This is a genomic window from Pseudomonas sp. 2995-3 (assembly GCF_002742565.1).
Lineage (GTDB): Bacteria > Pseudomonadota > Gammaproteobacteria > Pseudomonadales > Pseudomonadaceae > Aquipseudomonas > Aquipseudomonas edaphica.
On the sequence record NZ_LJSB01000194.1, the window covers coordinates 1 to 25,538 of the forward strand.

The following is a 25,538-nucleotide window of genomic DNA, read 5'->3' on the forward strand; positions in this document are numbered from 1 at the left end:
TTGCTGTTGCTGTTGCTGTTGCTGTTGCTGTTGCTGTTGCTGTTGCTGTTGCTGTTGCTGTTGCTGTTGCTGTTGCTGTTGCTCTGGCTCTTACATCCTTTTCGATGACGAAGTCAGCGGTCTTTTGATCTGCGCTTTTGATCTTGATCTGAAATCGCCCCGTTAAACACGATGGCCGGAATCTGACAGGGATTTGGGGGGTAAACCGGCAGGGATGCCGGTTTAGCCGCGCTGGGCCAAGGATGGCCCATCGCGGCGGCCCCCCAAATCACTGTCGGATTGCGGGCATGCCGAGCCTCAGCGAGGCACCGAGTGTTGGGGCGAAGACTTTTTGGTTACTTTTGTGTCTTTACAAAAGTGACCCGCTGTAAGAGCGGAACCATAGGCCGCCGTTACCGCAGCAACGGATATGTACACCGCCCACCGCCCACCGTCCACCGCCCACCGCGCCAAGGCAGTAAAGCTAACGCAACGGCCCCAACACCTGCCGATACCGCTCCACCCCCTGGGGCGTCTGCCTGACCAGGCTGATCTCCATGCCCAACGGATCCTCCCGCCGATTGCCACTCAACTGCCGCCAACCCTTGTCCGCCTCCCACACCCGCACCTGCACATCACTGACCCCACTCAACACCACAACCCCGCCTTTGGCCGCCGGCAACGGAAAGCGCTCCCGCGCAGGCGCCGCCGCACGGTACAGGCTGTCGCCCTTGAGCCACCAGCGCACGCGTTGCAATCCATCTCCGGCCACCGGTGCACTGCGAATCACCTCCAGCGTAAAACCCTTGCTGTCGGAGCTGCGCACCGTCACGGCGGCCAACCCGGCAGGTTTGGCGGTGTCGTCTTCGGTTGGGCCAGGCGCGCTCAGTTCCACGCTGGCGCGCAGGCTGACATCGCGTTGCAGCTGGTTCAACGCCCGCAACAGCGCTTCTGTCTGCTCCGTGCTGGCCTGCAGGTGCTGGTCGGCGCGGGTCACGCTGTCGAGCCCACGCCAGGCGATCAGGCTGACCACCGCCATCAGCATGATCGCCACCATTACTTCGATCAGGGTGAAGCCTTGCTGGGATGGGTTCATGGTTGAGTCACCACACGCATCAGCCCGGCCGCATCGCGCTGCAGGCTGAGGCTGTATTGGCCATCGGACAGCACCACGCGCACCGGCGGGCTGATCCATTCGGCGTCGAGTACGAGCACCCGCCCGGGTTCGATTGAGACCTGCATCGGCGTGTGTTCCCACGGGCGCGGGCGCAGTTGGCTGTCGCCCTTGAAGGTCTCGATACCTGAACCGTCATCACTGCGGCGGTTGAAGCCAAAGCCCTTGGCGTCGGCGCGCCAGGTGATGGGGCGCCCGTCCGCACGGGCTTCAGCCTGGGCCACTTGCAGCAGTTGGCTCAGGCGTTCGGCATCCTTGCGTAGCAGGTGCAGCGGGTCGGGCTTGATGGTCAGGCTGATGGCGGCACTGGCAATGCCGATGATCACCAGCACCACCATCAACTCGATCAGAGTAAAGCCTTGCTGTTTCATCGCCCGACTCCTGAACAACTGGTGAGCTTGTGAAATAAAAACGTGCGAATTGGCCTGTAGGCTGAAAGCACGCACAGACAGGAGGTTCCGCTCATGGCATTTGCTCTTCGATTTTCGCCCGCCCACGGTGTGCAGGCGCTGGCCTTGTTGGCGGCCCTGGCCGGGGTGGCGGTGTGGACGCCGTTGCTGCTGACATCCGCCGAGTCCCACACGCCCCAGGCCGCGCCCCAGACGCTGGCGGCGCGCAGTGACAACCCGGCGTTGCAGTGGTTTGCCAGCGCGCCCTCGGCGTTGCAGGTCAAAGTCTCGGGCGTGCTCGCCGGCGCGCGTGGCGCGGTGGCGATCCTCAGCCTTAACGATGGGCCGCCGCGCAGCTTCCTGCTCGGCGAGCGTTTGGGCCCCGGTGTGCGGCTGACGGCCATTGAAGGTGATGGCGTGGAGATCGAGCGCGGCGGCGAGAAGCTGCGCGTCAACCTCGACAAGTTGCCGGACGCGCCCGCATTACCGTCACTCACTCGGCCATGACCTGGGTCGCCAGACGCGCCAGCGGCGGCGCTTCGCGGCTGGCATCGAGCACCAGCAGGCTGACCTGAAACAGGCGGCCATCGGCGTTGATGGTCTGCTCACAGCGCAGCTTCAGTCGGCCCTGGTCACAGTCGAAGGTCTTTTTGCCGCTGCGTAGCTGTCCGCCCAACCGCAGCTCCGCCAACCGACTTTGTCCGGCCAGCAACGCGATGGATTTGTCGCGCAGCAGGCCGTTGCTCTGGGTCATCAACCCGGCCACGCGCACGGCGGCCGCCATGGCCACAGCAATGATCGCCAGCGCCACCAGCACTTCAATCAGGGTAAAGCCTTGCTCCTTGCGGCGGCTGTACATGGCGCTCTCAAAGCCGGGAAACAGGCCCGCAGACTAGCGCCGGCAGTTGACCGATTAGCGACCAAACCTCCCGAGGATTTTCAATACGACTGACATGTGTTCTTGCAACACTGCGCCACGAAATGCACCCAAGCCAAGGAATGTCGAGATGGAAATCGCGCCCCTAACGTCCCCATTGCCAGGCCCGCGCGGCCAACGTGGCTTCACCTTGATCGAGATCATGGTGGTGGTGGTCATCCTCGGGATTCTGGCGGCGATGGTGGTGCCCAAAGTGCTCGATCGGCCCGACCAGGCACGGGCCACGGCGGCCAAGCAGGATATCGGTGGGTTGATGCAGGCGCTGAAACTCTATCGCCTCGACCACGGCAGCTACCCAAGCATGAACCAGGGCTTGAAAGTGCTGGTAGAACGCCCGGCCGACGCCAAGAACAGTAACTGGCGCGCCTACCTGGAGCGCCTGCCCAACGACCCGTGGGGCAACCCTTATCACTACCTCAACCCCGGCGCCAATGGTGAGGTCGATGTGTTCTCCCTGGGTGCCGACGGCAAACCGGATGGCGACGGCGTGAATGCCGATATCGGCTCCTGGCAGTTGTAAGGCCCGCCATGAACAGGCATTCGCCCGCAGCGGCGAAGCAGCGCGGCATGGCGATTATCAGCGCGCTGCTGATCGCGGCGGTGGTGGCGGTGATCGCCGGCGCCATGCTCACACGCCAGACCGTCTTCACCCGTAGCCTTGAGGCCGAGCAGCAGCGCGTGCAGGGCCAGTGGCTGTTGCTGGGCGCGCTGGAACAGAGCCGCCTGTTGCTGTGGGACGCGCGTAAAAAGGATGTGTTGACCCGCCTCGACCAGCCATGGGCACGCGCCCAGGGCGGTGTGTTTGAAGGGCGGCTGGAGGATGAACAGGGCAAGTTCAACCTGCGCAACCTAGTCAATCGCCAGCAACAAGATGACGAGCAATTGCAGCACTTCGAACGCTTGTGTCGGCTGATCGGCGTCGACCCGGCCGTGAGCCGTCGCATCAGCCAGCGGGTGATCGGCTCCTATGACCAGCGCGTTGTACACAAAGGCGCGTCGGATGAGCGGCTGCCGGCCAAATACCCGATGCTGCGCAGCCTCGATGACCTCAGTGGTATTGAAGGCATCGACCCACAGGTGCTGCGGCGCCTGCACGCTTTTGTCAGCGTGCTGCCCGGCAACACCTGGGTCAACGGCAATACCGCCAGCGCCGAAGTGCTCAGCGCGGTGGTGCCGCTGCTCAGCCTGGCCCAGGCCCAGGCGCTGGTGGCCGAGCGCGACAGCGGGCGCTGGTTTATCAACCGTGGCGACTTTGTTAACCGTCTGCGCATGCCCCAAGTGGCGATGGATTCGGTGCAGGTGGGTATTACCAGCGAGTGGTTCCGTTTGCAGGGCCAGGCCCGTCGCGAGCAACGCCGAGTGACGATCGAGGCGTTGTTGCACCGGCCCGAAGACCGCCAGCCGCAGGTGATCTGGTCGCGGGTGGGTGTATGAAGCGTTTGCGCATTGGCTTGCCGCCACTTGATCAACTGACGGTCGACAGCCCGGTGAACTTTGCCTGGCTGGACGCTGGCAGGGTGATCGCCGAGGGCCGCGAAAGCCTGAAGCAATTGGGCAAGCCCCGCCAGCCAGTGGACTGCTTCCTGCACCCGCGTGACAGCCTGTTGACCAGCCTGGAGTTGCCGCCATTACCCGCCGCCAAAACCGCTGCCGCCGTGGCCTGCGCCGCGCAGGCATTGATTCTTGGGCCAATCGATCAGATGCAGGTGGCTCACGGCCCGCGTGGCAGCGACGGTCTTGTGCAGGTGGCCTGGGTGCCCAAGGCCGGGCTGGCGCAACTGAGCCAGGTACTGGCGCAGGTGCCGCTCAAGCTACGCGGCCTGTACCCGGCGCCGTATGCCTTGCCGGTGGCCACGGCGGCGCTGGACGATGGGCATTTGCTCACGCGACATAGCCTGCAACAAGCCACCGTGCATCCACTGGGGCAACACGCCCTGGATCAAACCCTTGATGTGCAGTTGGTCGAGGCCGCGCAGCGCTGGAGCGGCGCAGTGCCCGCCTGGGGTTTGCAGGGGCAGTTCAATCAACGTGCTACCGGCGGCTGGGGCAGGGCGCTGGCCTGTGCGGCGCTGGCCGTCGTTATCTGGACCGTTGGCCTGAACCTGTACGCCGCCCGCCAGGCCGAAGAAGGCCAGCGGCTGAAGGCGCTGATGAGCCAACAGGTGCGCCAGGCCTTTCCCGAGCTGCCGGTGATCCTCAACCCTCTGCAGCAGGTGCGCCAACAGTTGGCGGCGCGGCAAAGCGGGGCGGCGGCTGATCCCGGCCAACGCTTTACCAGCCTGCTGCAACTGGCGGGCAGCCACTTGCCGTTTATGGTCGGCAGTGTCGACAGCCTGAGCTTTGAGCAGGGCCGTTTGCACCTGGGCCTGTTGGCCGACAGCCATAGCCCGGCGGCGCAAGGCGACTGGCAGGCGGCGTTGGCGGAAGCCGGTTTTGCCGCGACCCGTGATGAGCAAGGTTGGACCCTGGGGCCGGCAGACAACACCGTCACCCCGGAGGAGGACGACGATGAATAAGTGGCAGCAGGTGCGCAGTCAGTCCCATGTGTTCTGGACTGGCCTGGCCGTGCGTGAAAGACGCATGTTGGCCGGTGCCGGGCTGATCCTGGCGAGCCTGCTGACCTGGCTGGTGCTGGTTCAGCCGGCGCTAAAAAAAATCGACTATTGGCAGGTCGAAACCCCGAAGCTGCGTTCCCAGGCCGAAGCCTTGCAGGTGCTGTTGCAGGGCGTCGCGGCGCCGCGTCAGGCGGATGAAACCGCGCTGCGCCAAGCCCTCGACGGCGCCGGCCTGCAAGGTCATTACCAACTGCAGGCGCTGGCTCCTGGTGGCTGGCGGCTGATCTTCGAGAAGGCCCCGGCCGACCTTGTGGTGGACTGGCTGCTGGGTAACCCCCGTTCGTTTTCTTTGGAAGTGTCCGAGGCACGCTTGCAACGCGCCCCGGATACCGTCGACAACTCGGCCGGCACTGTGTCCGGGACCGTTCGCATGGATCAGGCGCTTGGCGCTAAGGAAGCTTCATGAAGTGGTCAGTCCCCAACTCCGCGCCTTTTCGCAAAGTCGCGCCGCTGCTATTGCTGGCCCTGAGCGCGTGCAGTAACCCGCAGTCACCCAAGCCTTTGCTGGTGGACAGCGAGCTGGGCCAGCCATTGGCCGACACGCGGCGCGGCGGCGAAACCGTGCTGGACCGCCAGCGCGAACCCGCGCCGGCCCCCCGCGTGCAGCACCCGGTGACCAACAGCGCCCGTGGCCATGCCCCGGCGGTGCTCAAGGCGCGCAACCCGCTGGGTGACCAGCCGGTACAGCTGAATTTTGTGGACGCCGATATCCAGGCGGTGGTGCGTGCCTTGTCCCGCGCCACCGGCCAGCAATTTCTGGTGGACCCGCGTGTAAAGGGCAACCTCACGTTGGTCAGCGAAGGCCAGGTGCCGGCGCATCAGGCCTACGAGATGTTGCTGGCGGCGCTGCGCATGCAGGGCTTCAGCGTGGTGGATGTGGGCGGCGTCGCCCAGGTGGTGCCCGAGGCCGATGCCAAGTTGCTCGGCGGGCCGATCTACAGCGCCGGCAGCAGCGGCATGCAGACGCGTACCTTTCGGCTGCAATATGAAAATGCGGTCAACCTGATTCCGGTGCTGCGTCCCATTGTGTCGCCGAATAACCCGATCAACGCCTACCCCGGCAACAACAGCATCGTCATCACTGACTATGCTGAAAACCTGGCGCGGGTGGCGCAGATTATCGACGGCATCGACACACCCAGCGCCATCGACACCGATGTGGTGAAGATCCAGAACGGCATCGCCGTCGATATCGCGGCCATGGTCGCTGAATTGCTGGAAACCCAGGGTGCCGACCAGACGCAAAAGATCAACGTGGTGGGCGACCCGCGTTCCAACTCGATCATCATTCGTTCCGGCAGCCCCGAGCGCACAGAGCTGGCGCGTAACCTGATCTACAAACTCGACAATGCCCAGAGCAACCCGAGCAATATGCACGTGGTGTACCTGCGCAACGCCCAGGCGGGCAAGCTGGCGCAGTCGTTGCGCGGGCTGTTGACCGGTGAGAGCGAGTCCGGGGTCAGCGATGAGGCCCGTGGCAAACTCAGCTCGATGGGCGGCGGCTCCCAGAACAACCAGGGCAGTAATACTCAGAACAGCAGCGGCACGCCCACCGGCAGTGGTGTGCAGTCGTCGGGCTACGGCCAGTCGAGCAGTTCGGGCAGCAGCGCCAACAGCAGCACCCCCAGCGATCAGAACACTGCGTTCAGCGCCGGTGGTGTGACGATCCAGGCGGACGCTACCACCAACACCTTGCTGATCTCCGCGCCCGACCCGCTGTACCGCAACCTGCGCGAAGTGATCGACATGCTCGACCAGCGCCGCGCCCAGGTGGTTATCGAAAGCCTGATCGTTGAAGTCAGCGAAGACGACGCCAGTGAGTTCGGCGTGCAATGGCAGGCTGGCAACCTGGGCGGCAAGGGCGGTTTTGGCGGCGTTAACCTGGGCGGCAGTGGGCTGGTCACCACCGGCAAGACCAGCATTGATGTGTTGCCCAAAGGGCTGAATATCGGCTTGGTCAACGGCAGCGTGGATATTCCGGGGATCGGCAAGGTGCTCGACCTCAAGGTGCTGGCCCGCGCCCTCAAGAGCAAAGGCGGCACCAACGTGCTGTCCACGCCGAACCTGCTGACCCTGGACAACGAAGCAGCGAGCATTTTTGTCGGCCAGACCATTCCGTTTGTCACCGGCAGTTATGTCACCGGTGGCGGCGGCACCAGCAACAACCCGTTCCAGACCGTACAGCGCGAAGAGGTGGGGCTGAAGCTGAACGTGCGGCCGCAGATTTCCGAAGGCGGCACGGTGAAGCTGGATATTTACCAGGAGGTCAGCAGCGTCGACACGCGCGCCTCGGTGGAGGCGGGCACGGTGACCCAAAAACGCGCGATCGACACCAGTATTTTGCTGGATGACGGGCAAATCATGGTGCTCGGCGGGTTGCTGCAGGACGGCTATAGCCAGAGCAATGACGCGGTACCGTGGCTGGCGGATATCCCTGGGTTGGGGGCGCTGTTTCGCAATGAAAAGCGCAGCGTCACCAAGACCAATCTGATGGTGTTTTTACGCCCCTACATTATTCGCGACAGTGGCGCTGGGCGCAGTATCACCTTGAACCGCTATGAATTCATGCGCCGCGCCCAGGGCGGGTTGCAGCCGGAGCACAGTTGGGCGCTGCCGGATGTGCAGGCGCCGCAGTTGCCTTCGGTGGAGAAGGCGATTCCCGGGGCGCAGCAGCAGGGGCCAAGGGCGGTGATTCGGGCAGTGCCGGTTTCTGGAAATTCGCAGCCATGAGTTCAGACAAAGATCAAACTGTGGGAGCTGGCTTGCCTGCGATAGCGGTGGGTCAGTTGAACATTTTTCAGCTGAAAGTCCGCTATCGCAGGCAAGCCAGCTCCCACATGTACGGTGGTGTATGAGTTTGCTCCCCTACGTCTGGGCCAAATCCCAGCGCATCCTCCTGCGCCCCACCGACACGGGCACTGTGTTGACCGTCTGCTCCTCAACCCCCGGCTGGTCGATCAGCGAGGTCCAGCGCCAATTCGGCCAATCACGCCTGGAGCATGTGCGCGACGACGAACTCGACGGCCTGCTCACCAGCGCCTACGCCGACACCGGCAGTGCCGCCGCCGTGGTTGGCGCGGCTGAGAACGAAGTCGACCTCGACCGCCTGATGCAGGACATGCCCGAAATCACCGACCTGCTCGACACCCAGGACGGCGCGCCGGTGATCCGCATGATCAACGCCTTGCTCACCCAGGCTGCGCGCGATGAAGCCAGCGATATTCACATCGAACCCTACGAAACCCATTCCGTGGTGCGCTATCGCGTCGATGGCACCCTGCGTGATGTGGTGTCGCCGCGCAAGGCGCTGCATGGCGCGCTGGTGTCGCGGATCAAGATCATGGCCCAGCTCGACATCGCCGAAAAACGCTTGCCCCAGGACGGTCGTATTGCCCTGCGGGTGGCGGGGCGGCCGATTGATATTCGCGTGTCCACCGTGCCGACGGGGCATGGCGAAAGGGTCGTGATGCGCCTGCTGGACAAACAGGCCGGGCGCTTGCAGCTGGAAACCCTGGGCATGCAGCCGCAACTGCTGGCGCGCCTGGATACCTTGATCCGCCAGCCCCACGGCATCGTGCTGGTCACCGGGCCGACCGGCAGCGGCAAGACCACCAGCCTGTACGCTGCCCTGGCGCGGCTGGATGCGAGCACCAGCAATATTCTCACCGTCGAAGACCCGGTGGAATACGACTTACCCGGTATCAGCCAGATTCAGGTCAACGCCAAGATCGACATGACCTTCGGCCTGGCACTGCGGGCGATTCTACGCCAGGACCCGGACATCATCATGATTGGTGAGATCCGCGACCTGGAGACCGCGCAAATCGCCGTGCAGGCTTCGTTGACCGGGCATTTGGTGCTCGCCACCTTGCACACCAATGACGCGGTGTCGGCGGTCAACCGCTTGATCGATATGGGCGTCGAGCCGTTCCTGTTGGCCTCGTCATTGTTGGGCGTATTGGCCCAGCGCCTGGTGCGGCGCCTGTGCCCGCATTGCAAGCAGGAAGACCCGGCGGTGCCTGGCACCTGGCGGCCGGTGGGGTGTGCGCAGTGCAACCAGATCGGTTACAGCGGGCGTACCGGCATCCATGAATTGTTCTGCGTTGATGACGATGTGCGCAGCCTGATCCACCAAGGCGCCGGCGAGCAGGATTTGCGCCTGGCTGCACGTCGCGCCGGCATGTTCAGCATGCGCGAGGATGGCGAGCGCTGGGTACGCAGCGGCGCCACCGCAGTCGAAGAAATCCTGCGCGTGACACGGGACGCCTGATGAATCGCTATCGTTACGAAGCCGCCGATGCCAGCGGCAAAATCGAAGCCGGGCACGTGGAAGCCGACAGCCAGAGCGCGGCGTTTGCCCAGTTGCGCAGCCGTGGCTTGACCGCGTTGCAGGTACAGATTGAGGGTAATCAAGCGGCGGCCGGCGGCGGCAGCCTGTTCACGCCCAAACTGTCAGACAACGATCTGGCCTGGGCCACGCGGCAACTCGCGAGTTTGCTGGGCGCCAGCCTGCCGTTGGAGGCGGCGCTGAGTGCCACGGTGGAGCAGGCCGAGAAAAAACACATCGCCCAGACCCTGGCCGCCGTGCGCGGCGATGTACGCGGCGGCATGCGTTTGGCCGACGCCTTGGCGGCGCGGCCACGGGACTTTCCATCGATTTACCGTGCCTTGATTGCGGCGGGGGAGGAGTCCGGTGACCTGGCCCAGGTGATGGAGCGCCTGGCCGATTACATTGAGGAGCGTAACAACCTGCGCGGCAAGATCATGACGTCGTTCATCTACCCCGGCGTGGTCGGGTTGGTGTCCATTGGCATTGTGATTTTCCTGTTGAGCTATGTGGTGCCGCAGGTGGTCAGCGCGTTTTCCCAGGCGCGCCAGGACCTGCCGGGGCTGACCCTGGCGATGCTCAATGCCAGCGACTTTATCCGCGCCTGGGGCTGGTTGTGTTTTGCCTTGATTGTCGGTGGGTTTTGGGGCTGGCGCCTGTACCTGCGCAACCCGCTGGCGCGGCTCAATTGGCATAGCCGGGTGCTGCGCTTGCCGCTGATCGGGCGGTTTGTGTTGGGGCTCAATACTGCGCGGTTTGCTTCGACCCTGGCGATTCTCGGCGGCGCTGGCGTGCCCCTGTTGCGCGCCCTGGAAGCGGCGCGCCAGACCTTGTCCAATGACCGCCTCAGCCAGTGCGTCAACGATGCCACTGCCAAGGTTCGCGAAGGCGTTAACCTGGCGCCTGCATTGGCGGTGGAAAAGGTCTTCCCGCCGGTGTTGATTCACCTGATTGCCAGCGGCGAAAAAACCGGTTCACTGCCGCCGATGCTGGAGCGTGCGGCGCAGACCTTGTCCCGCGATATCGAACGCCGGGCGATGGGCATGACGGCATTGCTGGAGCCGCTGATGATCGTGGTGATGGGCGCGGTGGTGTTGGTGATTGTGATGGCGGTGTTGTTGCCGATCATCGAGATCAACCAACTGGTGACCTGATTGCACCCGGTCAAATGTGGGAGCTGGCTTGCCTGCGATGGCATCAACTCGGTGTGCCTGATGTACCGAGGTATCTGCATCGCAGGCAAGCCAGCTCCCACATCTGGGTCGGTTTTATTCAGTTGATTCTGCTCGCTCCCTATATGCATCACTGCAACCTCGGGTTCCTCATTCCGTCACATCCAACCCACCGCGACACAGCCCACACCGCATCCAGCAAAACCCCGCTGAAACCCCGCTGTCACTTGCCCCCAAACCGCTCAAAAGCATGACCGAAACACCCGAGAATCTTTCGTAAAATCAAGCGCTTCCTCCCGAGGTTTTTTCCTTTTGCTGTCATCGGATGCTGCGAAATTGCCTACCCATGGCCTCAACCCCAGCCACCCCCGGAACACGGCTTGGGACCGAAGCCATAGCGTCATGCAAGAGCCCTCTACCCAAACGTACAAACACGACGAAAGGAGATTCTTCATGTTTAAGCGCACTATGATCGCAGCCTCTTTGGTAGTTGCAGCACTGGCTTCCGCACAATCCATGGCCGCAGTGGTCGGTGGCGGTGCCACCCTGCCGGAAAAACTCTACGGCAGCACGGCCACTTCGACCACGGCTACCGGCATCCTCTCTGCCACCGTCCCTGGTTTTAACCCTTATATCGGTGTAGGCAGCGGCGACGGCAAAAAGGCCTTCTTCGGTAATGATTCGACCAAGCTGAAACTGGCTGCCGGCATCACCGTTGACTATGCGGGCAGTGACTCGATCGTTAGCGTTGCGGAACTGGCGGCTTATAATGCTGACGCCGTGAACGGCCGTGCCGCCTACGGCCCGTTGATTCAAATCCCGGCCGAGGCCACGTCGGTGACAGTGCCTTACCACATCGACGGCAAGACATCGCTGCAGCTCAGCAGTGGCCAGTTGGCTGATATCTTTGCCGGCAAAATCACTAACTGGAACCAGGTGCTATTCAACGGGGCTGCGGGTCCAAACCTGCAGATCAAAGTGGTCTATCGCCAGGAAACCAGCGGCACTACCGAGATCTTGACCAACCACCTCAAGGCGGTAAAACCTGCTTCGGTGCCGGCTGTCAGCAACAGCTTCGTCACCGCCATCGGTTTTGACCCAGCCACCAGCGCTCCGGCCGGCTCAAGCTACATCGCGGTCACCGGCAGTCAAGGTGTTGCCACTGCCATTACCAACAACAACGGTGCCATCGGTTACGTCAGCCCTGACTATGCACAGTTCAACAGCGCTGCCGCTGTTGCTTCGGTCAACGGTTTCCTGCCGACTGAAGTCAACGTTCAAGCCAGCCTTGACGGTGTTGTACCTCCGGTTCTTGGCAGCGACGAAGCCAAAAATCCTCTGAACTGGGTCCCTACGTTTCCTAACCCTACCGCAGGCTACCCCATTGTGGGCTACACCAACCTGGTCTTCAGCCAGTGCTACAAAGACACCACTGACACCGCGCGTATCCGTGTGTTCTTGAACCGTCACTACACCGGTTTGAACAACGCAACCACCAGCAGCCACTCGTTCATCCCGTTGTCCGCTACTTGGCAGAAAGCTGTCCACGACAACTTCTACGCCACCACCAGCGCCCTGCGCCTGGGCGACACCAACACCTGCAACGGTATTGGCCGTCCGCAGTAAGCCCCGTCTCGACAGGGTTTGCCCCACAACCGGCAATGACTTCGCGTCATTGCCGGTTTTGTCGTTTCCTCGCCCAACCAGCCAGTTGAACCGCACTGCGTGAACATTGTGTGACAACAGTTCGGTCGCGCCCCCCGGCAACTGCCTTAAGCAATAACCCCGACACGTGGCCGCGCAGTGTTTGCGTGCCCGTCGTTCGCCTGACCCGTCAAAAGGACCTGTAAGTGATGCGTTCCCGACTGAAGCTGCCTGCTACCCGTGCCGACAAGGTGCCTGCCACCTCAGGTCAAGTGTTGCTGCTCAAACCCCTGGCCCAGGTCATTGCGCTGCTGGTGTTTGCCGGTGGTGCCCACGCGGCGCAGCCTCAGGCGTTCAGTTCGGGCTGGTTTTCGGCCAAGGGCGCAGCGCAAACGGCCGGCAGCGCACGACCGGGTGTGGTGATGCCGGGAACGCCGCCGCCGTTGTCCCAGCAACAGCGCGGCAACGAGCAGTTGCAGCGCTCCTTGCAGAACCTCAATACCAGCGTCGCCGCGATTGCCGCGCAACAGGCCGTGCAGGCCGCTGCCAGAAGCAGCGCGGGCGCGGCGCCGCAGAGCATCCACAACGGCCTGGGTGGTAATGGCTTGAATGTGGTGATTGGCGCAGATGGCAAGCCGCTGTTCGTCAACGCCGAAGGGCCGGTGCAGACCGATGCCAACGGCAAGACGCTGGTGTCGATCAAGCAGACGGCCGACAAGGCGATCCTCAATTGGCAAACCTTCAACGTGGGCCGCGACACCACCGTGCAGTTCCAGCAGAACAGCGATTGGGCGGTGCTCAACAAGATCAATAACAGCACCGCGCCTAGCCAGATCCAGGGGGCGATCAAGGCCGACGGCACGGTGATGATCGTCAACGGCAACGGCGTGGTGTTCAGCGGCAGCAGCCAGGTCAATGTGCGCAACCTGGTGGCGGCAGCCACCGGGTTCAGCGATGAGCAATTCACCGCCAGGGGCCTGTACAGCGCCAGCAACAGCGCGCCGAGTTTTGCCCAGGCCGCCGGCAATGTGACCGTCGAACGCGGCGCGCAGATCCAGACCCAGGTGCCCGCGACATCGACGGCGGGTGGCGGTTATGTGCTGTTGCTGGGCAAAGAGGTGGCAAACGCCGGGAGCATTTCCACTGCACGCGGCCAGACTGTGCTGGCGGCGGGCGACAGTTTTGTGATTAAGAAGGGCTACAGCACCGACGGCAATGTCACCTCCACTACACGCGGCAACGAAGTCAGCGTCACCGGCAGTGGCAAGGCCAGCAACACGGGGTTGATCCAGGCCTCTACGGGGGACATCACCCTGACCGGCCAGCAGGTGCTGCAAAACGGCGTGGTGCTTTCAAGCTCCTCGGTGGAAGCACGTGGCACCGTGCATTTGAAGGGCACCGGCAGCAACGTCAGCGTAAGCCTGGGCGAGGGCAGCCTCAGCGCCATTGTGCTCGACAGCAGCAACGCCCTCGACAGCCAGCGCGCCGGGTTGATTACCCCGGCGGCTGACCAGGCCGGTAACGTCGTGCCGGCTGACGTGTACCGGCGCGACCAATCCCTGGTGGAAATCACCAGTGACGGCACGGTGGACTTTCGCAGCGGCTCCCTGACGCTGGCAACGGGTGGTCAGGTCGGCGTGAAGGCGGCACAGCGCAGCTTGCTGCGTGACGGCGCAGTGATCGACGTGTCCGGCGCCATCGGCGTCAAGTTGGCGATGGAGTCCAACAGCGTCAAGGTCAATATCCAGGGTAACGAGCAGCGCGATGCGGCGGTCAACCGTGACGGCAAAACGCTGAACAACAACGATGTGTGGGTGGATGTCCGCGACCTGATTTTTGTCCCGGCCGGCACCAATGGCTATGCCACCGACCGCTGGTACACCGCGGGCGGCCTGCTGGAAGTGGGCGGCTATCTGGGCACGCGCAACCACGGCATTGGCGAATGGATGGCCCAGGGTGGCACCGTGACGTTCAGCGGCAAGGACGTGGTGACCCGGCAGGGTTCGCAGATCAACCTGTCGGGCGGCACCCTTGATGTGCAGGCCGGCAAGATCCAGCAAACCTGGCTCAAAGGCCCTGATGGACGCTTGTACGAGCTGTCCAGTGCGCCGGGGGATTTGCTTTATACCGGGATCTACAAGGGTTACGAAGACCACAGCCAGCGCTGGGGCGTGACCGACTATTACTACAACCCGCTGATCGCCCCGCGCGAGCGCAGCGAAGCCGGCTATACCGTCGGGCGCGATGCCGGGCGCCTGGTCGTCAGTACTGCCGGCGCCGTGCTGGAAGGGCAAATTGTCGGCGACACCTACCAGGGTGAGCGCCAGACCCAGGCTGCGCAAAAAGGCCTGGACGGTTACCTGCAATCGCAAAAAGCCGTGGCCCGTGGCGCCGCCCTGGTGGTGGGCAGCTATGTGCCGTACTACGTCAAGGACAGTGCCCAGTTGCAGTATGCCTTGGGCGCGGACGCCAACACGGCGAAGAACGTGGTGCTGGGGCCAAGGGCCGCTGCCGTCGCGGCCGGGTTGGACTTGAACAGCGCACTGCCGGCTGATCGAGTGTCGACGTTGTATCTGGACAGTGAGGCGTTGAGCGCGACGAAACTGGGATCGATCAAGGTCGCCAGCACCGGCTCGATTCTGGTCAATGGCGCACTGGAGGTGGAGCCCGCCGGTGACATCACCTTGTTTGGTCCCAAGATCGAGGTCAATGCCAACCTCACCGCGCATTCCGGCAGCCTGCAGCTGGGCAACGTGCAGGCGCAGATTACGCCGACCGGCAAGAACGACGTGACCCTTGGTGGTCGCGGCAGCTTGGTTGTCAATGCTGGCGTGTCGCTGGATACCAGCGGTCTGTGGAGCAACCAGTTGCTCAGTGTGAGCGACAGCAGCCGGTTGCCTTACCTCAACGGCGGCAACGTGGCCTTGCGCAGCAGTGGCGATGTGAGCCTGGCAGCCGGCAGCCGGGTGGACGTGTCTTCCGGCGCGGCCCTGGATGCCAGGAACCAGCTGATCGGTGGCAAGGGCGGCGACGTCACGCTTGCGGCCAACGCCAACAGTGCAGACAGCCGCGGCAACCTGGCCCTCAACGGCGAGTTGCTCGGCTATGGCGTCAGTGGCGGCGGGCGCTTGAGTGTGCAGGCCGGCAAGGTGCTGATCAGTGATCAGCCGGCCGCGCCCCAGGCGGGCACGCTGCAACTCGACAGCGGGTTCTTCAACAAAGGCTTTGGTGCCTACGACATCACCGGCAACGAAGGTTTGTTAGTGGCCGACGGTACTCAGGTCGACGTGACTGCGCCGGTTTACCGCCTCAATGACACCGCGCAAAACCTGGTGAGCGGCGCCGACCCGCGCAGCGCATTGCAAATCTGGACGCCGCCGCAATACCGCGAAACCCCCACCAAGGGCCAGTTGACCCTGCGCAAAGGCGCGAGCCTGAGCTTGCAAGCAGGTACCGCATTGTCCACTGCGGCGCAGATGGCTGCGGTGCAGGCGCGCATTGGCCAGGGTGCGGTGATCAACGTGGATCCGGGCCAGTCCATCGGCGTGCGCAGCATTGGCCAGTTGACCGTGGACGGCACGTTGAATGCCTGGGGCGGCACTATCACCCTGGGTGGCGTCAGCGTGCAGCCCACGGTGGCCGATGGTGTTGAGGCCAAAGGTCACGACCGTTCGATCTGGGTCGGCGAACACGCCGTGCTGGACGTGGCCGCACGCGCAGCCACGGCCGTCGACAGCCTGGGTCGACGCTACGGTGTGGTGGGCCAGGGCGGCACTATCGTGATTGGTGGGCTGATCGACCCGGCCACCGGAATCGCCAGCGCGGCCAACCTGTTTGTGGTGGTGCGCAAAGGCGCACGCCTGGACGCCTCTGGTAGCCAGGCGCTACTGGACCTGTCCGGTGCTGGCCCCACGGTGGTCGCCAGCCGTGGCGGCAACATCTCCCTGGCTTCCAGCAACGGCCTTTATCTGGACGGCACGTTTAGCGCCAACAGTGGCGGCGCCGGTGCGGCGGGTGGCAGCCTGAACGTGGCCCTAGAAGCGCCGTTGTACCTCGATACCGCCGTTGCCCGTGTGCGCCAGGCGCGTGAATTGATCTTCAGTGCCGCCGATTCAGGCGCGCCTTTACCGATCGGCAGTACGCCCGAAGCTGTGGCGGGCGGCTTGACCTACGGGTACGGACGGCTGACGGCCAACCAGGTCAGCGCCGGCGGTTTCGACAACCTGTCGCTGCTGAGCAACGGCCTGATCAGCTTTGACGGTGATGTGTCCTTGCGTCTGGGGCAGAGCCTGAGCCTGTATTCAGGGGCCATGGCTTTGACCGATAGCGCCGCGAAGCCGTCTCAGGTGTTTTTGACCGCACCCTATGTGCGCCTTGCCGGGGTGGGCAACAACAACAGCGCCACCGACAGCCTGGTGCGCCCGACGGTCCAGGGCGGCGTTTCCACTCAAGGTACGGCTGGCCTGTTGAGCGTCGAAGCGTCGAACGTGCTGGATGTGCGTGATAGCGTCAATTTCGGCGCCCATGCCGAGCGCTCCAAAGCGTTGGCCAACGGTATTGACCGGCGTGCCTTTGACCAGGCTCATTTGGTCAGCCAGGGGGATATGCGCTTTCTGGCCCGAAGCGCCGACAAAACCCAAACCGCCCTGACCACCCAAGCCGACCTGAACCTGATCGCCGCGCAGATTTACCCGGCGACCGGGGCCGTTGCCGAGGTGACGGCAGGTAACACCGGCGGTGAATTTGACCCGGCGCGTACGTTGCGCATTGGCCGGGTGCGCAGTACGGACCCGGCGCTGCCTTACTCAGTGTTCGGCAGCCTATCGCTGAACGCCTCGACCATCGAGCAAGGCGGTGTGCTTCGCGCGCCTATGGGCAGTCTCAGCTTGGGTGTGGACGGTGGTATTACGCGCGCTACCAAAGTGATCAATCTGTTGCCGGGCAGCCTGACCTCTGTCAGCGCAGGTGGCCTGGTGCTGCCTTATGGTGGAACAGTCGACGGCGTGACGTGGCGCTACGACGGCAAGCAGGTAGAGTTGTTGGGCGTTGGCGGCACCCGCAGTACAGGTAATGCGGCGGTGGGTGTGCAACTGGCGGGCGGTTCGCTGAATGTGCAACGGGACGCAGTGCTGGACCTTTCCGGTGGCGGCCAATTGCTTGGCGCGGCATTCGTTTCCGGGCGCGGCGGTTCCACGGATGCGCGCTACAACCCCTTGGTGCAAATCGGAGCGGACGGACGCTTTTCCTTACCGGGCCTGGCCACCAACCCCATCTATGCGATTGTCCCCGGCAGCCAGCCCTGGGTAGCGCCGAGCGGCGGCGAAGCGGGCGCGACCCAGCCTCTGGTCGGCCAGCAAATCAATATCGGTGCGGGTGTGCCTGGCCTGCCACAGGGGACCTACACCTTGCTGCCGTCCACTTACGCCCTGTTGCCAGGGGCGTTTCGGTTGGAGATCAACGGCTTGGCCGCGCCGTTCGCCAGCGGCGCGATGCACAGCGCCGCGGCCATGAATAACGGTTCCTGGTCAACCGAAGGCTTACTGTCGGTTGCCGGTACTCACATTCGTGACAGTTTATCGAGCCAGTTGATTGTCACTCCGGCTGAGGTATTGCGCCGTTATTCCCAGTACAACGAAACCGCTTACGCAGACTTTATTCGCGCGGATGCGGCACGCCTGGGTGTGCCACGTGCTGCGCTTGAAGCCGATGCCAAAACCCTGAGATTGCGACTGGTGGGCGGTCAAAAAGACCTGGGGTTCAGCTTTGATGGTGAGGGGCGCTTCAAACCCGCACAGGGCGGTTTTGGTGCCACTATTGCGGTGCTGTCCAGTGGCGACATAGAAGTGGTTTCTGACACCGCAACGGCCAGTAGCGCTGCATTGATGGCGTCGGTGCGGGCCAGCGACTTGAATGCCTTGGGGGCTGCCCGTTTGGTGGTGGGCGGTGAACTGACGGTGGTGTATGGCCAAGGTGGCAACTTCGTCAGGTCCGACCTGGCAGCCATCACCGCGAGCTCGGTGGTTGTGCGCCAGGACGCGACCCTGGCGGCGCCGGAAGTGTTCCTGGTGTCGGGCAGGTCATCGGGCGCGATTGAAATCGAGCAAGGTGCGTCGATCAATACCTTGGGGCGCGGCAAGGCCGCCTATGACTCCGATGATGGTTTTATCTACCGGCCGGGCACCCGCAGCGTGTTGGCAGTCTCCAATGGACGTTTGCAGATGCTGGCGCCGGTAAACGGTGACGGCCCCAGTGGGCCGGGCAGCATTCTTATCGGCCAATGCAGCCTGAGTGCCTGCAGCGGCGACGCATCACTCTATTCCGAAGGCTCGATAGCCTTTGCCACCACCAACCGGTTTGCCTTGAGTGACAGCGTGCGCTATGGCACCCGCCATCTGGCCCTGGCGGTGGGTGGGATCAACGTCGGCAGTGCCCAAGCGCTGGCCGACGCCGCTGCGCGGGGTGTGCTGCCGTCGGGCCTGACCCTCAACCAGCAGGTGCTGGACCGCCTGCTGCGCGGCGATGCTTCCAGCGGTGCACCGGCCTTGCAAAGCCTGGCGCTGACCGCCGGGCAATCGTTGAATTTTTATGGCAACACCACGCTGAGCACCCTCGACAGTTCGGGCAAGTCGCTGCTCGATGAGTTGCTGCTGACCACGCCTGCGATCTATGGGTACGGCAGCGCCAGTGATGTGGCGCTGATCCAGACCGGCACCCTGGTATGGGGTGGCGCCACCAGCACACCGCCAGCCGTGATCAGCAATGGGGCGGGTACCGGCAGCGGCACCCTGGAGTTGCAGGCCCGGCGCATCGCGTTCGGTTATGGCCGCGATGCCCAGCCCGACAGCCTGGCCAACAATGGCCGCATGACGCTGGGCTTTGCCACGGTCAACCTCAACGCCAGCGAACGTATCACGGCCAACCACAAAGGCAGCCTGACGGTACATCAGGCCCAGGGTGCGTACGAGGCCGGCAAAGGCTTCGCCTACAGTGGCGGCAACCTGAACATCAGCACGCCGTTGTTGACTGGCGAAGCCGGCTCGGTCAATCGCATCACTGTCGGTGGCGCGTTGACTGTGCAGGCCCCGGCCAGCGGCACAGCGCCGGTAGAGGCGGCGGCCATCGACGCCTTGGGCGCCGAGCTGCTGCTGTCCGGTCGCAGCGTGGCGCTGGATACCTCGGTGGTGCTGCCGAGCGGCAAGCTCACCCTCAGCGCCGATGAAGAACTGACCCTTGGCGCAGCTTCACGCCTGGACCTCAGTGGTCGCAAAGTGCAAATCAGCGATGTGAGTAAATACAGCTGGGGCGGTGATGTCAGCCTGGAAAGCCGTCATGGCAACATTCGCCAGGCGACAGGCGCGTTGATCGACGTGTCTGCGCAATTCAATCAGGGCGGCTTGCTCAAGGCTGTGGCGGTGGACGCCGGTGCCGGGCAGGTCGACTTGCAAGGGCAGGTTCGCGCCGGCAGCAGCGGTTATTACGATGCCGGTGGCACCCTGGTGCCGTACAAAGCCGGTGGGGTGGATATCCGCGCGCAGCAGGTAGGGGACTTTGCCGCCTTGAACCAGCGCTTGAACCAGGGCCAGGTCGTTGGCTCGCGCAGCTTCCAGCTCAAGCAGGGCAACCTGGTGATTGGCGATGAACTCAAGGCCAATCAAGTCAATGTCTCGGTGGATAACGGCAGCCTGACGGTGCTGGGCACCATCGATGCCAGCGGCGAGCGGGTCGGCAGTATTCGCCTGGCCGGCAAGCAGGGCTTGACCCTTGCCGGCAGCGCGCTGCTGGATGCGCACGGCAGCGTATTGCGGGTCGACAGCTACGGCAAGATCATCGATGCGCCGAACCGGGCGATGGTGGAACTCAACAGCGGCGATGGTCAATTGACCTTGGCCGATGGCGCGCGTATCGACCTGCGCCACGGCACCGCTGCGGCCCCGGGCAGTGGTCCGGGACACTCTGACGGCGTGGCCCGGGGCACGCTGGAATTGAACGCACCGCGGCTCAATGCCAATGACGTGGCCATCGACGCCAGCGGGCAGGTCAACATCCAGGGCGCCCGCTCCATTGCAGTCAACGCGGTGGCCCGTTACAGCGATGCGCCGGTGGGCACAGAACCGTCGGCCAGTGGCCGACCGTATCAGGTGATTGACCAGAACTACCTCACGCAAAAGCACGCGCTTGCCGAGGCTTTCATCAACAACGCCCTTAACAACGCCGGGCTGATGCAGGGCAAGCTCGCGGGCTTGAATAACAGCCGTTATACCGAGGCGTTCCACTTGCGCCCAGGTGTGGAGATCGTCACCCAGGGCGACCTGGTGGTGAGCGGCGACCTGGACCTTTCCGGCTACCGTTACGCCAGCGTCAACCCCAACACGCCGAAGACTTCGGTGTACGGCTCGGGCGAGGTGGGCAGCCTGGTGGTGCGTGCCGGTGGCAACCTGGATGTCTACGGCAGTATCAACGATGGCTTTGCGCCGCCTCCGAAGACGCCGGACGATAACGGCTGGGTGCTGACGCCGGGGCTGCAAGGGTTCGGTGCCGATGTGATTGTGCCCGGCCCTGGCGTGGTACTCGCCAACGGCAGCGCATTCCCCACGGGCAAGACCCTCAATTACCCGTTACCGATCCAGGCCACTGCATTGGCCCAAGGCACTGTGCTGCCGACCCGAGGCACACTCGACGCGCCACTGACCCTGCCGGCCAACACGGTGTTGAGCGCGACGGTGCGCGACAGTGGCGGCAACCTGTTGTACGCCGCGGGCACCTTATTGCAGCAGCCTGTGGTGCTGGCGGCCGGAACACAACTGGAGGCGGGCACGGTCTTGGCCGGCGCGGCTTCGCTGCGCGCCATGACCTGGCCGGCGGGCGTGCCACTGCCCAGCCGTGGGGGCGTGACGGGCAGTGCAACGGACGGTGTGTTGCTGGCCGGTGACATGGCCCTCAAGGTCGGGGCGCTGATTCCGTATGGTACAGACGTCAAGTTGCCCAATGGTGCGGTGTCGGTACCGTTGCGCACCGTGACCGGCGCCACGGCGCGCCAGAACTGGGCCGTGGCACCGATGCTGGCCGAGGGCTCGCAGTCGTGGTCATTGCGCCTGGTGTCCGGTGCCGATACCCAGGCGGCTGATACCCGTGCGATCCAGCCAGCCTACGCCGGCGACCTGACCCTGGCCGACACGCACTACGGAATCTATGAGACCCACGACAAAATCATCATCCCGGCGCAACCGGCGCGGCCGGGTGGGGCATGGTACTGGAGTGATTTGGCCGCCGAGCTGTTCGGTTACGAGGCAGGGACTCCAGTGTCGCAGTCCGAGTCGGGATTGTGTGATGAACCCGACATGTGTATTCGCGTCAAGTACGTATGGAGCGACCTCGGGGAACTCTTCGGCTTTGTACCGGGCCAGCCGGTATCGCCTCAGGACGAAGGCACCTGCGACCCTGATTTGTGCGTTTCCCTGGGCGAACCGATTCCAGCAATACCTGAGCAGGTCACCATCGGGCCGGTGAAACGGGTCTCACCCGTGAGCCAGCACTTTAGCGTGCTGCGCACCGGCACCGGGGATCTGGACTTGATAGCCGCGGGCAATGTGGCGATGAAGTCGCCCTATGGTATTTATACCGCCGGCGCCTCCAGTGCTTCTCGTGCAGGCAGTGCCGCCGCTGAGTTTGATCGCGCTCGCGCCACCTCAGCGGATGGAACGGTGCTGGGCAGCGCGGCCAAGGCGTATGAAACGCTTGTCGATAAAAGCAGCCCCTATGCCGCTTGGTATCCCGATGGGGGCGGCAATTTGTTGTTGCGCACGGGTGGTAGCCTGACAGGCGATGTTTGGACGCCGCTCACCGACGCGATCATGCCCAATGACGGTCGCACTCAACTCAACAGTGCGAACCTGGGCAATTGGTTGTGGCGCCAAGGTACCGGAAACACTGCGGGTGTGACCCCGACACCTGCCAGTTGGTGGATCAATTTTGGTACTTACGTTAAAAGCGACAGTGGTGCCAACATCGAACTCGAAGACCGCGCACAGATAAACCTGCTTCCACGCCTGGTGGGGTTCACAGGTGTAGGCACCCTGGGCGGTGGCAACCTGACCCTGGACTTGGGCAGCGATGCCGGCATGCTCGTTCGTCGCGGCGATCCCGGTGCAGTCAGAGCACCGCGCAGCGAAGGGTTGGTGCTGGCTGTTGGCAGCACTGGCCGGGTGGTCGACGGGCAATTGCTGCTCACCGGTGGCGGTGATCTGGATGTGCGCATGGGCGGTGATTTGAACCCCGGGCTGGATGCCCGCGCGAGCCGTGATAAATCCGCTACGTTGTCAGCCGATTATAAAGCGCAGGTGCTCAGCCTCAACGGCGTACTGACCAACCTGCGTGGTGCATTGAACCTGCAAGCAGGCAGCCTGGGGGGCATTGCCTTGAACTACGGTGAAGTGCCCGGATCTCAGGATGCCAAGGACAGCCGTGCTTACTCACCGTACACCGCCAGCCTGGGCACGGCCACGGGCGGTATCACGTTGATGTTGGGGGACGCCACGGCCAACCTGTCGACCCGAGGTGACTTGGTGCTGGCGGGGACAGGCGATCCAGGACGTGTTTCTACCGAAAATACCCAGGCATTCAGTTACAACGGCACAGACTATGGCAATGGGACCACCTGGTTCTCGCTGTGGACCGATCGCACGGCCATTGACCTTTTTTCCGCAGGTGGCAGTTTGACGCCTAGCATGCAGAGCATGTCGCTTGCCAGGTCAGGCATCCTTGCGCCTTTGCAAGGGCAGAACTACTCAAGCTCCGATGGGCGTTTTATCTTCCCTTCCAAACTGGGCGTGGTGGCAGCCAATGGCAGCATCTATCTCGGTGCGTCCGCGTTGGGCGTTGGCCCGCTGCCCAATAATCCCGTTTACTCGTTATTGCTGGCGCCATCGAGCCAGGGGCGGCTGGCGATGTTGGCCGGCGATTCCATCTACGCCAGTGGCTATGCAGTCAACCAGTCGGGTGACAGCCTGAGTTCCATAGCGACGCCTTTGGCGCCAGCCTTTGTTGGCAGGAACGGGTTCAATCGCGTCATCGACAACCTGGGCGGTGACGCGATACAGGCTGATCTTTCCTTGTTTGCCTTGCGCAGCCCAACCGATCTTGCGCGCCCGCCAGCCCAGACACAGCCGGCCAGGTTTTATGCCAATCAAGGCGATATCGTCGGCTTGCGCAGTGGTGAAATCATCACGTTCAGCAGCGGTCGGCAAGGGCAGGTCCGCTATGAATCCGCAGGTCCGGTGTGGATGCGAGCGGGGCGCGATATTGTCGGCTCAGGCACGTATCTGGGCACATCCACGGTGTTTCCGGCGTTGCTTGCTGACAACGGCGACTACATAGGCGAAAGCCGCGGCAACCTGTTCGTGCATAACCGTCCCGAGGATGTCTCGGTGGTGTCTGCCGGGCGCGACATTACCTACAGCAGCTTCAACGTCGCCGGCCCCGGCACCCTGGAAGTCAGTGCCGGGCGTAATCTATTGATGGAAGACAAAGCCTCCATCACCAGCCTGGGCCCGGTGGCGGTGGGGGATTCCCGGCCAGGTGCGTCTATCGTGCTGGAAGCCGGGGTAGGGCCTAACGGCCTGGATTACCTGAAGTTCGTCACGCCTTACCTGGACCGCGCCAACCAAGCGCTCGACGGTGTGCCCCTGGCCGGGCAGACGGGCAAGGTGGTGAAAACCTACGAGGCCGAGCTGTTGCAGTGGCTCAAGGAACGCTATGCCTTCAGTGGTGATGCCGAACAGGCGCGGGCGTACTTCGCTGGCCTGGGGCCTGAGCAGCAACGCATTTTTGCGCGCTCGGTGTATTTCGCTGAAGTGCGCGCGGGCGGTCGTGAATTTAACCTGAGCGCAGGCCCGCGTTCCGGCAGCTTTTTGCGCAGCCGCGCGGCTATCGACGGGTTGTTGCCGAGCAAGGACGTGGCGGGCAACCCGATCGTGTATGACGGCGATATCACCCTGTATGGCGGTGCCGGGGTGCATACCCGGTTTGGCGGCGATATCCAGATGCTCAGCCCTGGCGGGCAGCAGGTGTTCGGGATCGAAGGCACAGCGCCGCCGGCGACTGCGGGGGTGCTGACCCAAGGTGCCGGGGATATTCAGTTGTACGCCCAGGGCAGCATCCTGTTGGGCCAGAGCCGCATCATGACCACCTTTGGCGGCTCGATTCTGGCGTGGTCCGATGCCGGTGATATCAACGCCGGTCGGGGTTCGAAAACCACCGTGCTCTATACCCCGCCGAAGCGGGTGTATGACAACTGGGGCAATGTGACCTTGTCGCCGAACGTGCCGAGCGCGGGGGCGGGTATTGCGACGTTGGCGCCGATTGCCGAAGTGCCGGCCGGTGATATCGACCTGTTGGCGCCGGCGGGCACCATTGATGCGGGCGAGGCGGGGGTTCGTGTTTCGGGCAACGTCAACATTGCGGCGTTGCGCGTGGTGAACGCGGCCAATATCCAGACCCAGGGCAAGTCGTCCGGGGTGCCGGTGACGGCGGCGGTCAACACTGGGGCGATGACCTCGGCGAGTGCGGCGGGGGCGGCGGCTTCCCAGGCAGCGGAGGACGCGGCGCGCAGTCAGCAGGCGGCGGCGAAGCAGGGTAGGGCTTCGATCGTGACGGTGGAGGTGTTGGGTTTTGGCGCTGAGCCGGTGGAGCGTGAACCGCAGCCTGCGGGCCAGCAAAAGACCTCGGGGTATAACCCCGGCAGTCCGGTGCAGGTGTTGGGCGCGGGGCCGTTGAGTGAACAGGCGCGGGCGCGGTTGACTGACGAGGAGCGTAGGCAGATTAGTTTGTAAGGGTTTTTGCGGGACCTCTCGTTGTAAGGTTTGGGGCGATCGGTGATTGCCCCTTTTTTTTGCGTGTATATCCGTTATTTGGGTGATGGCGACCTATGGTTCCGCTCTTACAGCGGGTCACTTTTGGCAAACGCCCGGAATGCCGGCCCAGCCAAAAGTAACCAATCTGAATACACTGAAGAACTGCTTTTCTGTGGGAGCTGGCTTGCCTGCGATGCAGACACCTCGGTACATCAGGTTCACAGAGTTGATGCCATCGCAGGCAAGCCAGCTCCCACCTTTGATCGAGTGTGGCTCTGCTGTTGCTGTTGCTCTTACATCCTTTTCGCTGACGAAGTCAGCGGTCTTTTGATCTGCGCTTTTGATCTTGATCTGAAATCGCCCCCCAAATCACTGGCGGATTGCGGGCATGCCGAGCCATAGCGAGGCACCGAGTGTTGGGGCGAGGACCTTTTGGTTACTTTTGACTTGGCC

General features: G+C 63.3%; 13 protein-coding genes. 10 read left to right on the forward strand and 3 right to left on the reverse strand.

The window, feature by feature from the left end:
* Positions 1-463: 463 nt before the first annotated feature.
* Positions 464-1,075, reverse strand: a complete 612-nt coding sequence (locus tag AOA62_RS17120; RefSeq protein WP_017139660.1) for a prepilin-type N-terminal cleavage/methylation domain-containing protein — start codon at positions 1,073-1,075, stop codon at positions 464-466.
* On the reverse strand, positions 1,072-1,524 hold the full coding sequence (gene gspH, locus AOA62_RS17125; protein WP_026013888.1) for a type II secretion system minor pseudopilin GspH: 453 nt from the start codon (positions 1,522-1,524) through the stop codon (positions 1,072-1,074). Before gspH ends, AOA62_RS17120 begins: the two co-directional genes overlap by 4 nt.
* Positions 1,525-1,617: 93 nt before the next feature.
* On the opposite strand from gspH, the gene AOA62_RS17130 reads away from it, so the two are divergent.
* Positions 1,618-2,049 carry a type II secretion system protein N gene (locus AOA62_RS17130; RefSeq protein WP_099549243.1) on the forward strand — a complete coding sequence of 144 codons (432 nt, stop codon included), beginning with the start codon at positions 1,618-1,620 and terminating at the stop codon, positions 2,047-2,049.
* Here the strand turns inward: AOA62_RS17130 and gspI are convergent.
* Positions 2,036-2,401 carry a type II secretion system minor pseudopilin GspI gene (gene gspI, locus AOA62_RS17135; RefSeq protein ID WP_099549244.1) on the reverse strand — a complete coding sequence of 122 codons (366 nt, stop codon included), beginning with the start codon at positions 2,399-2,401 and terminating at the stop codon, positions 2,036-2,038. The two genes, AOA62_RS17130 and gspI, sit on opposite strands and share 14 nt — an antisense overlap.
* Positions 2,402-2,549: 148 nt before the next feature.
* On the opposite strand from gspI, the gene gspG reads away from it, so the two are divergent.
* The 9 genes from gspG to AOA62_RS17180 all read left to right on the forward strand — a co-directional run bounded on the left by gspG (position 2,550) and on the right by AOA62_RS17180 (position 25,064).
* The gene (gene gspG / locus AOA62_RS17140) at positions 2,550-2,999 is read left to right on the forward strand and encodes a type II secretion system major pseudopilin GspG (RefSeq protein WP_017139656.1); all 450 of its coding nucleotides are present in this window, start codon (positions 2,550-2,552) and stop codon (positions 2,997-2,999) included.
* An 8-nt stretch (positions 3,000-3,007) separates the two neighbouring features.
* Positions 3,008-3,913 carry a type II secretion system minor pseudopilin GspK gene (gene gspK, locus AOA62_RS17145; protein ID WP_158235129.1) on the forward strand — a complete coding sequence of 302 codons (906 nt, stop codon included), beginning with the start codon at positions 3,008-3,010 and terminating at the stop codon, positions 3,911-3,913.
* Positions 3,910-4,995 (forward strand): type II secretion system protein GspL, encoded by a 1,086-nt coding sequence (gspL, locus tag AOA62_RS17150; protein WP_099549246.1) that lies wholly within the window; start codon positions 3,910-3,912, stop codon positions 4,993-4,995. Before gspK ends, gspL begins: the two co-directional genes overlap by 4 nt.
* Positions 4,988-5,500 carry a type II secretion system protein GspM gene (gene gspM, locus AOA62_RS17155; protein ID WP_099549247.1) on the forward strand — a complete coding sequence of 171 codons (513 nt, stop codon included), beginning with the start codon at positions 4,988-4,990 and terminating at the stop codon, positions 5,498-5,500. The genes gspL and gspM overlap by 8 nt, the downstream gene beginning before the upstream one ends.
* On the forward strand, positions 5,497-7,824 hold the full coding sequence (gene gspD, locus AOA62_RS17160) for a type II secretion system secretin GspD (protein ID WP_099549248.1): 2,328 nt from the start codon (positions 5,497-5,499) through the stop codon (positions 7,822-7,824). Before gspM ends, gspD begins: the two co-directional genes overlap by 4 nt.
* Positions 7,825-7,945: 121 nt before the next feature.
* Positions 7,946-9,364 (forward strand): type II secretion system ATPase GspE, encoded by a 1,419-nt coding sequence (gene gspE, locus AOA62_RS17165; RefSeq protein ID WP_099549249.1) that lies wholly within the window; start codon positions 7,946-7,948, stop codon positions 9,362-9,364.
* Positions 9,364-10,575 (forward strand): type II secretion system inner membrane protein GspF, encoded by a 1,212-nt coding sequence (gspF, locus tag AOA62_RS17170; protein ID WP_099549250.1) that lies wholly within the window; start codon positions 9,364-9,366, stop codon positions 10,573-10,575. The genes gspE and gspF overlap by 1 nt, the downstream gene beginning before the upstream one ends.
* Before the next feature lie 471 nt (positions 10,576-11,046).
* Positions 11,047-12,219: a substrate-binding domain-containing protein gene (locus AOA62_RS17175; protein WP_017139649.1), complete on the forward strand. Its 1,173-nt coding sequence runs from the start codon at positions 11,047-11,049 to the stop codon at positions 12,217-12,219.
* Positions 12,220-12,446: 227 nt separating this feature from the next.
* Positions 12,447-25,064: a filamentous haemagglutinin family protein gene (locus AOA62_RS17180; RefSeq protein ID WP_099549251.1), complete on the forward strand. Its 12,618-nt coding sequence runs from the start codon at positions 12,447-12,449 to the stop codon at positions 25,062-25,064.
* Positions 25,065-25,538 lie beyond the last annotated feature (474 nt).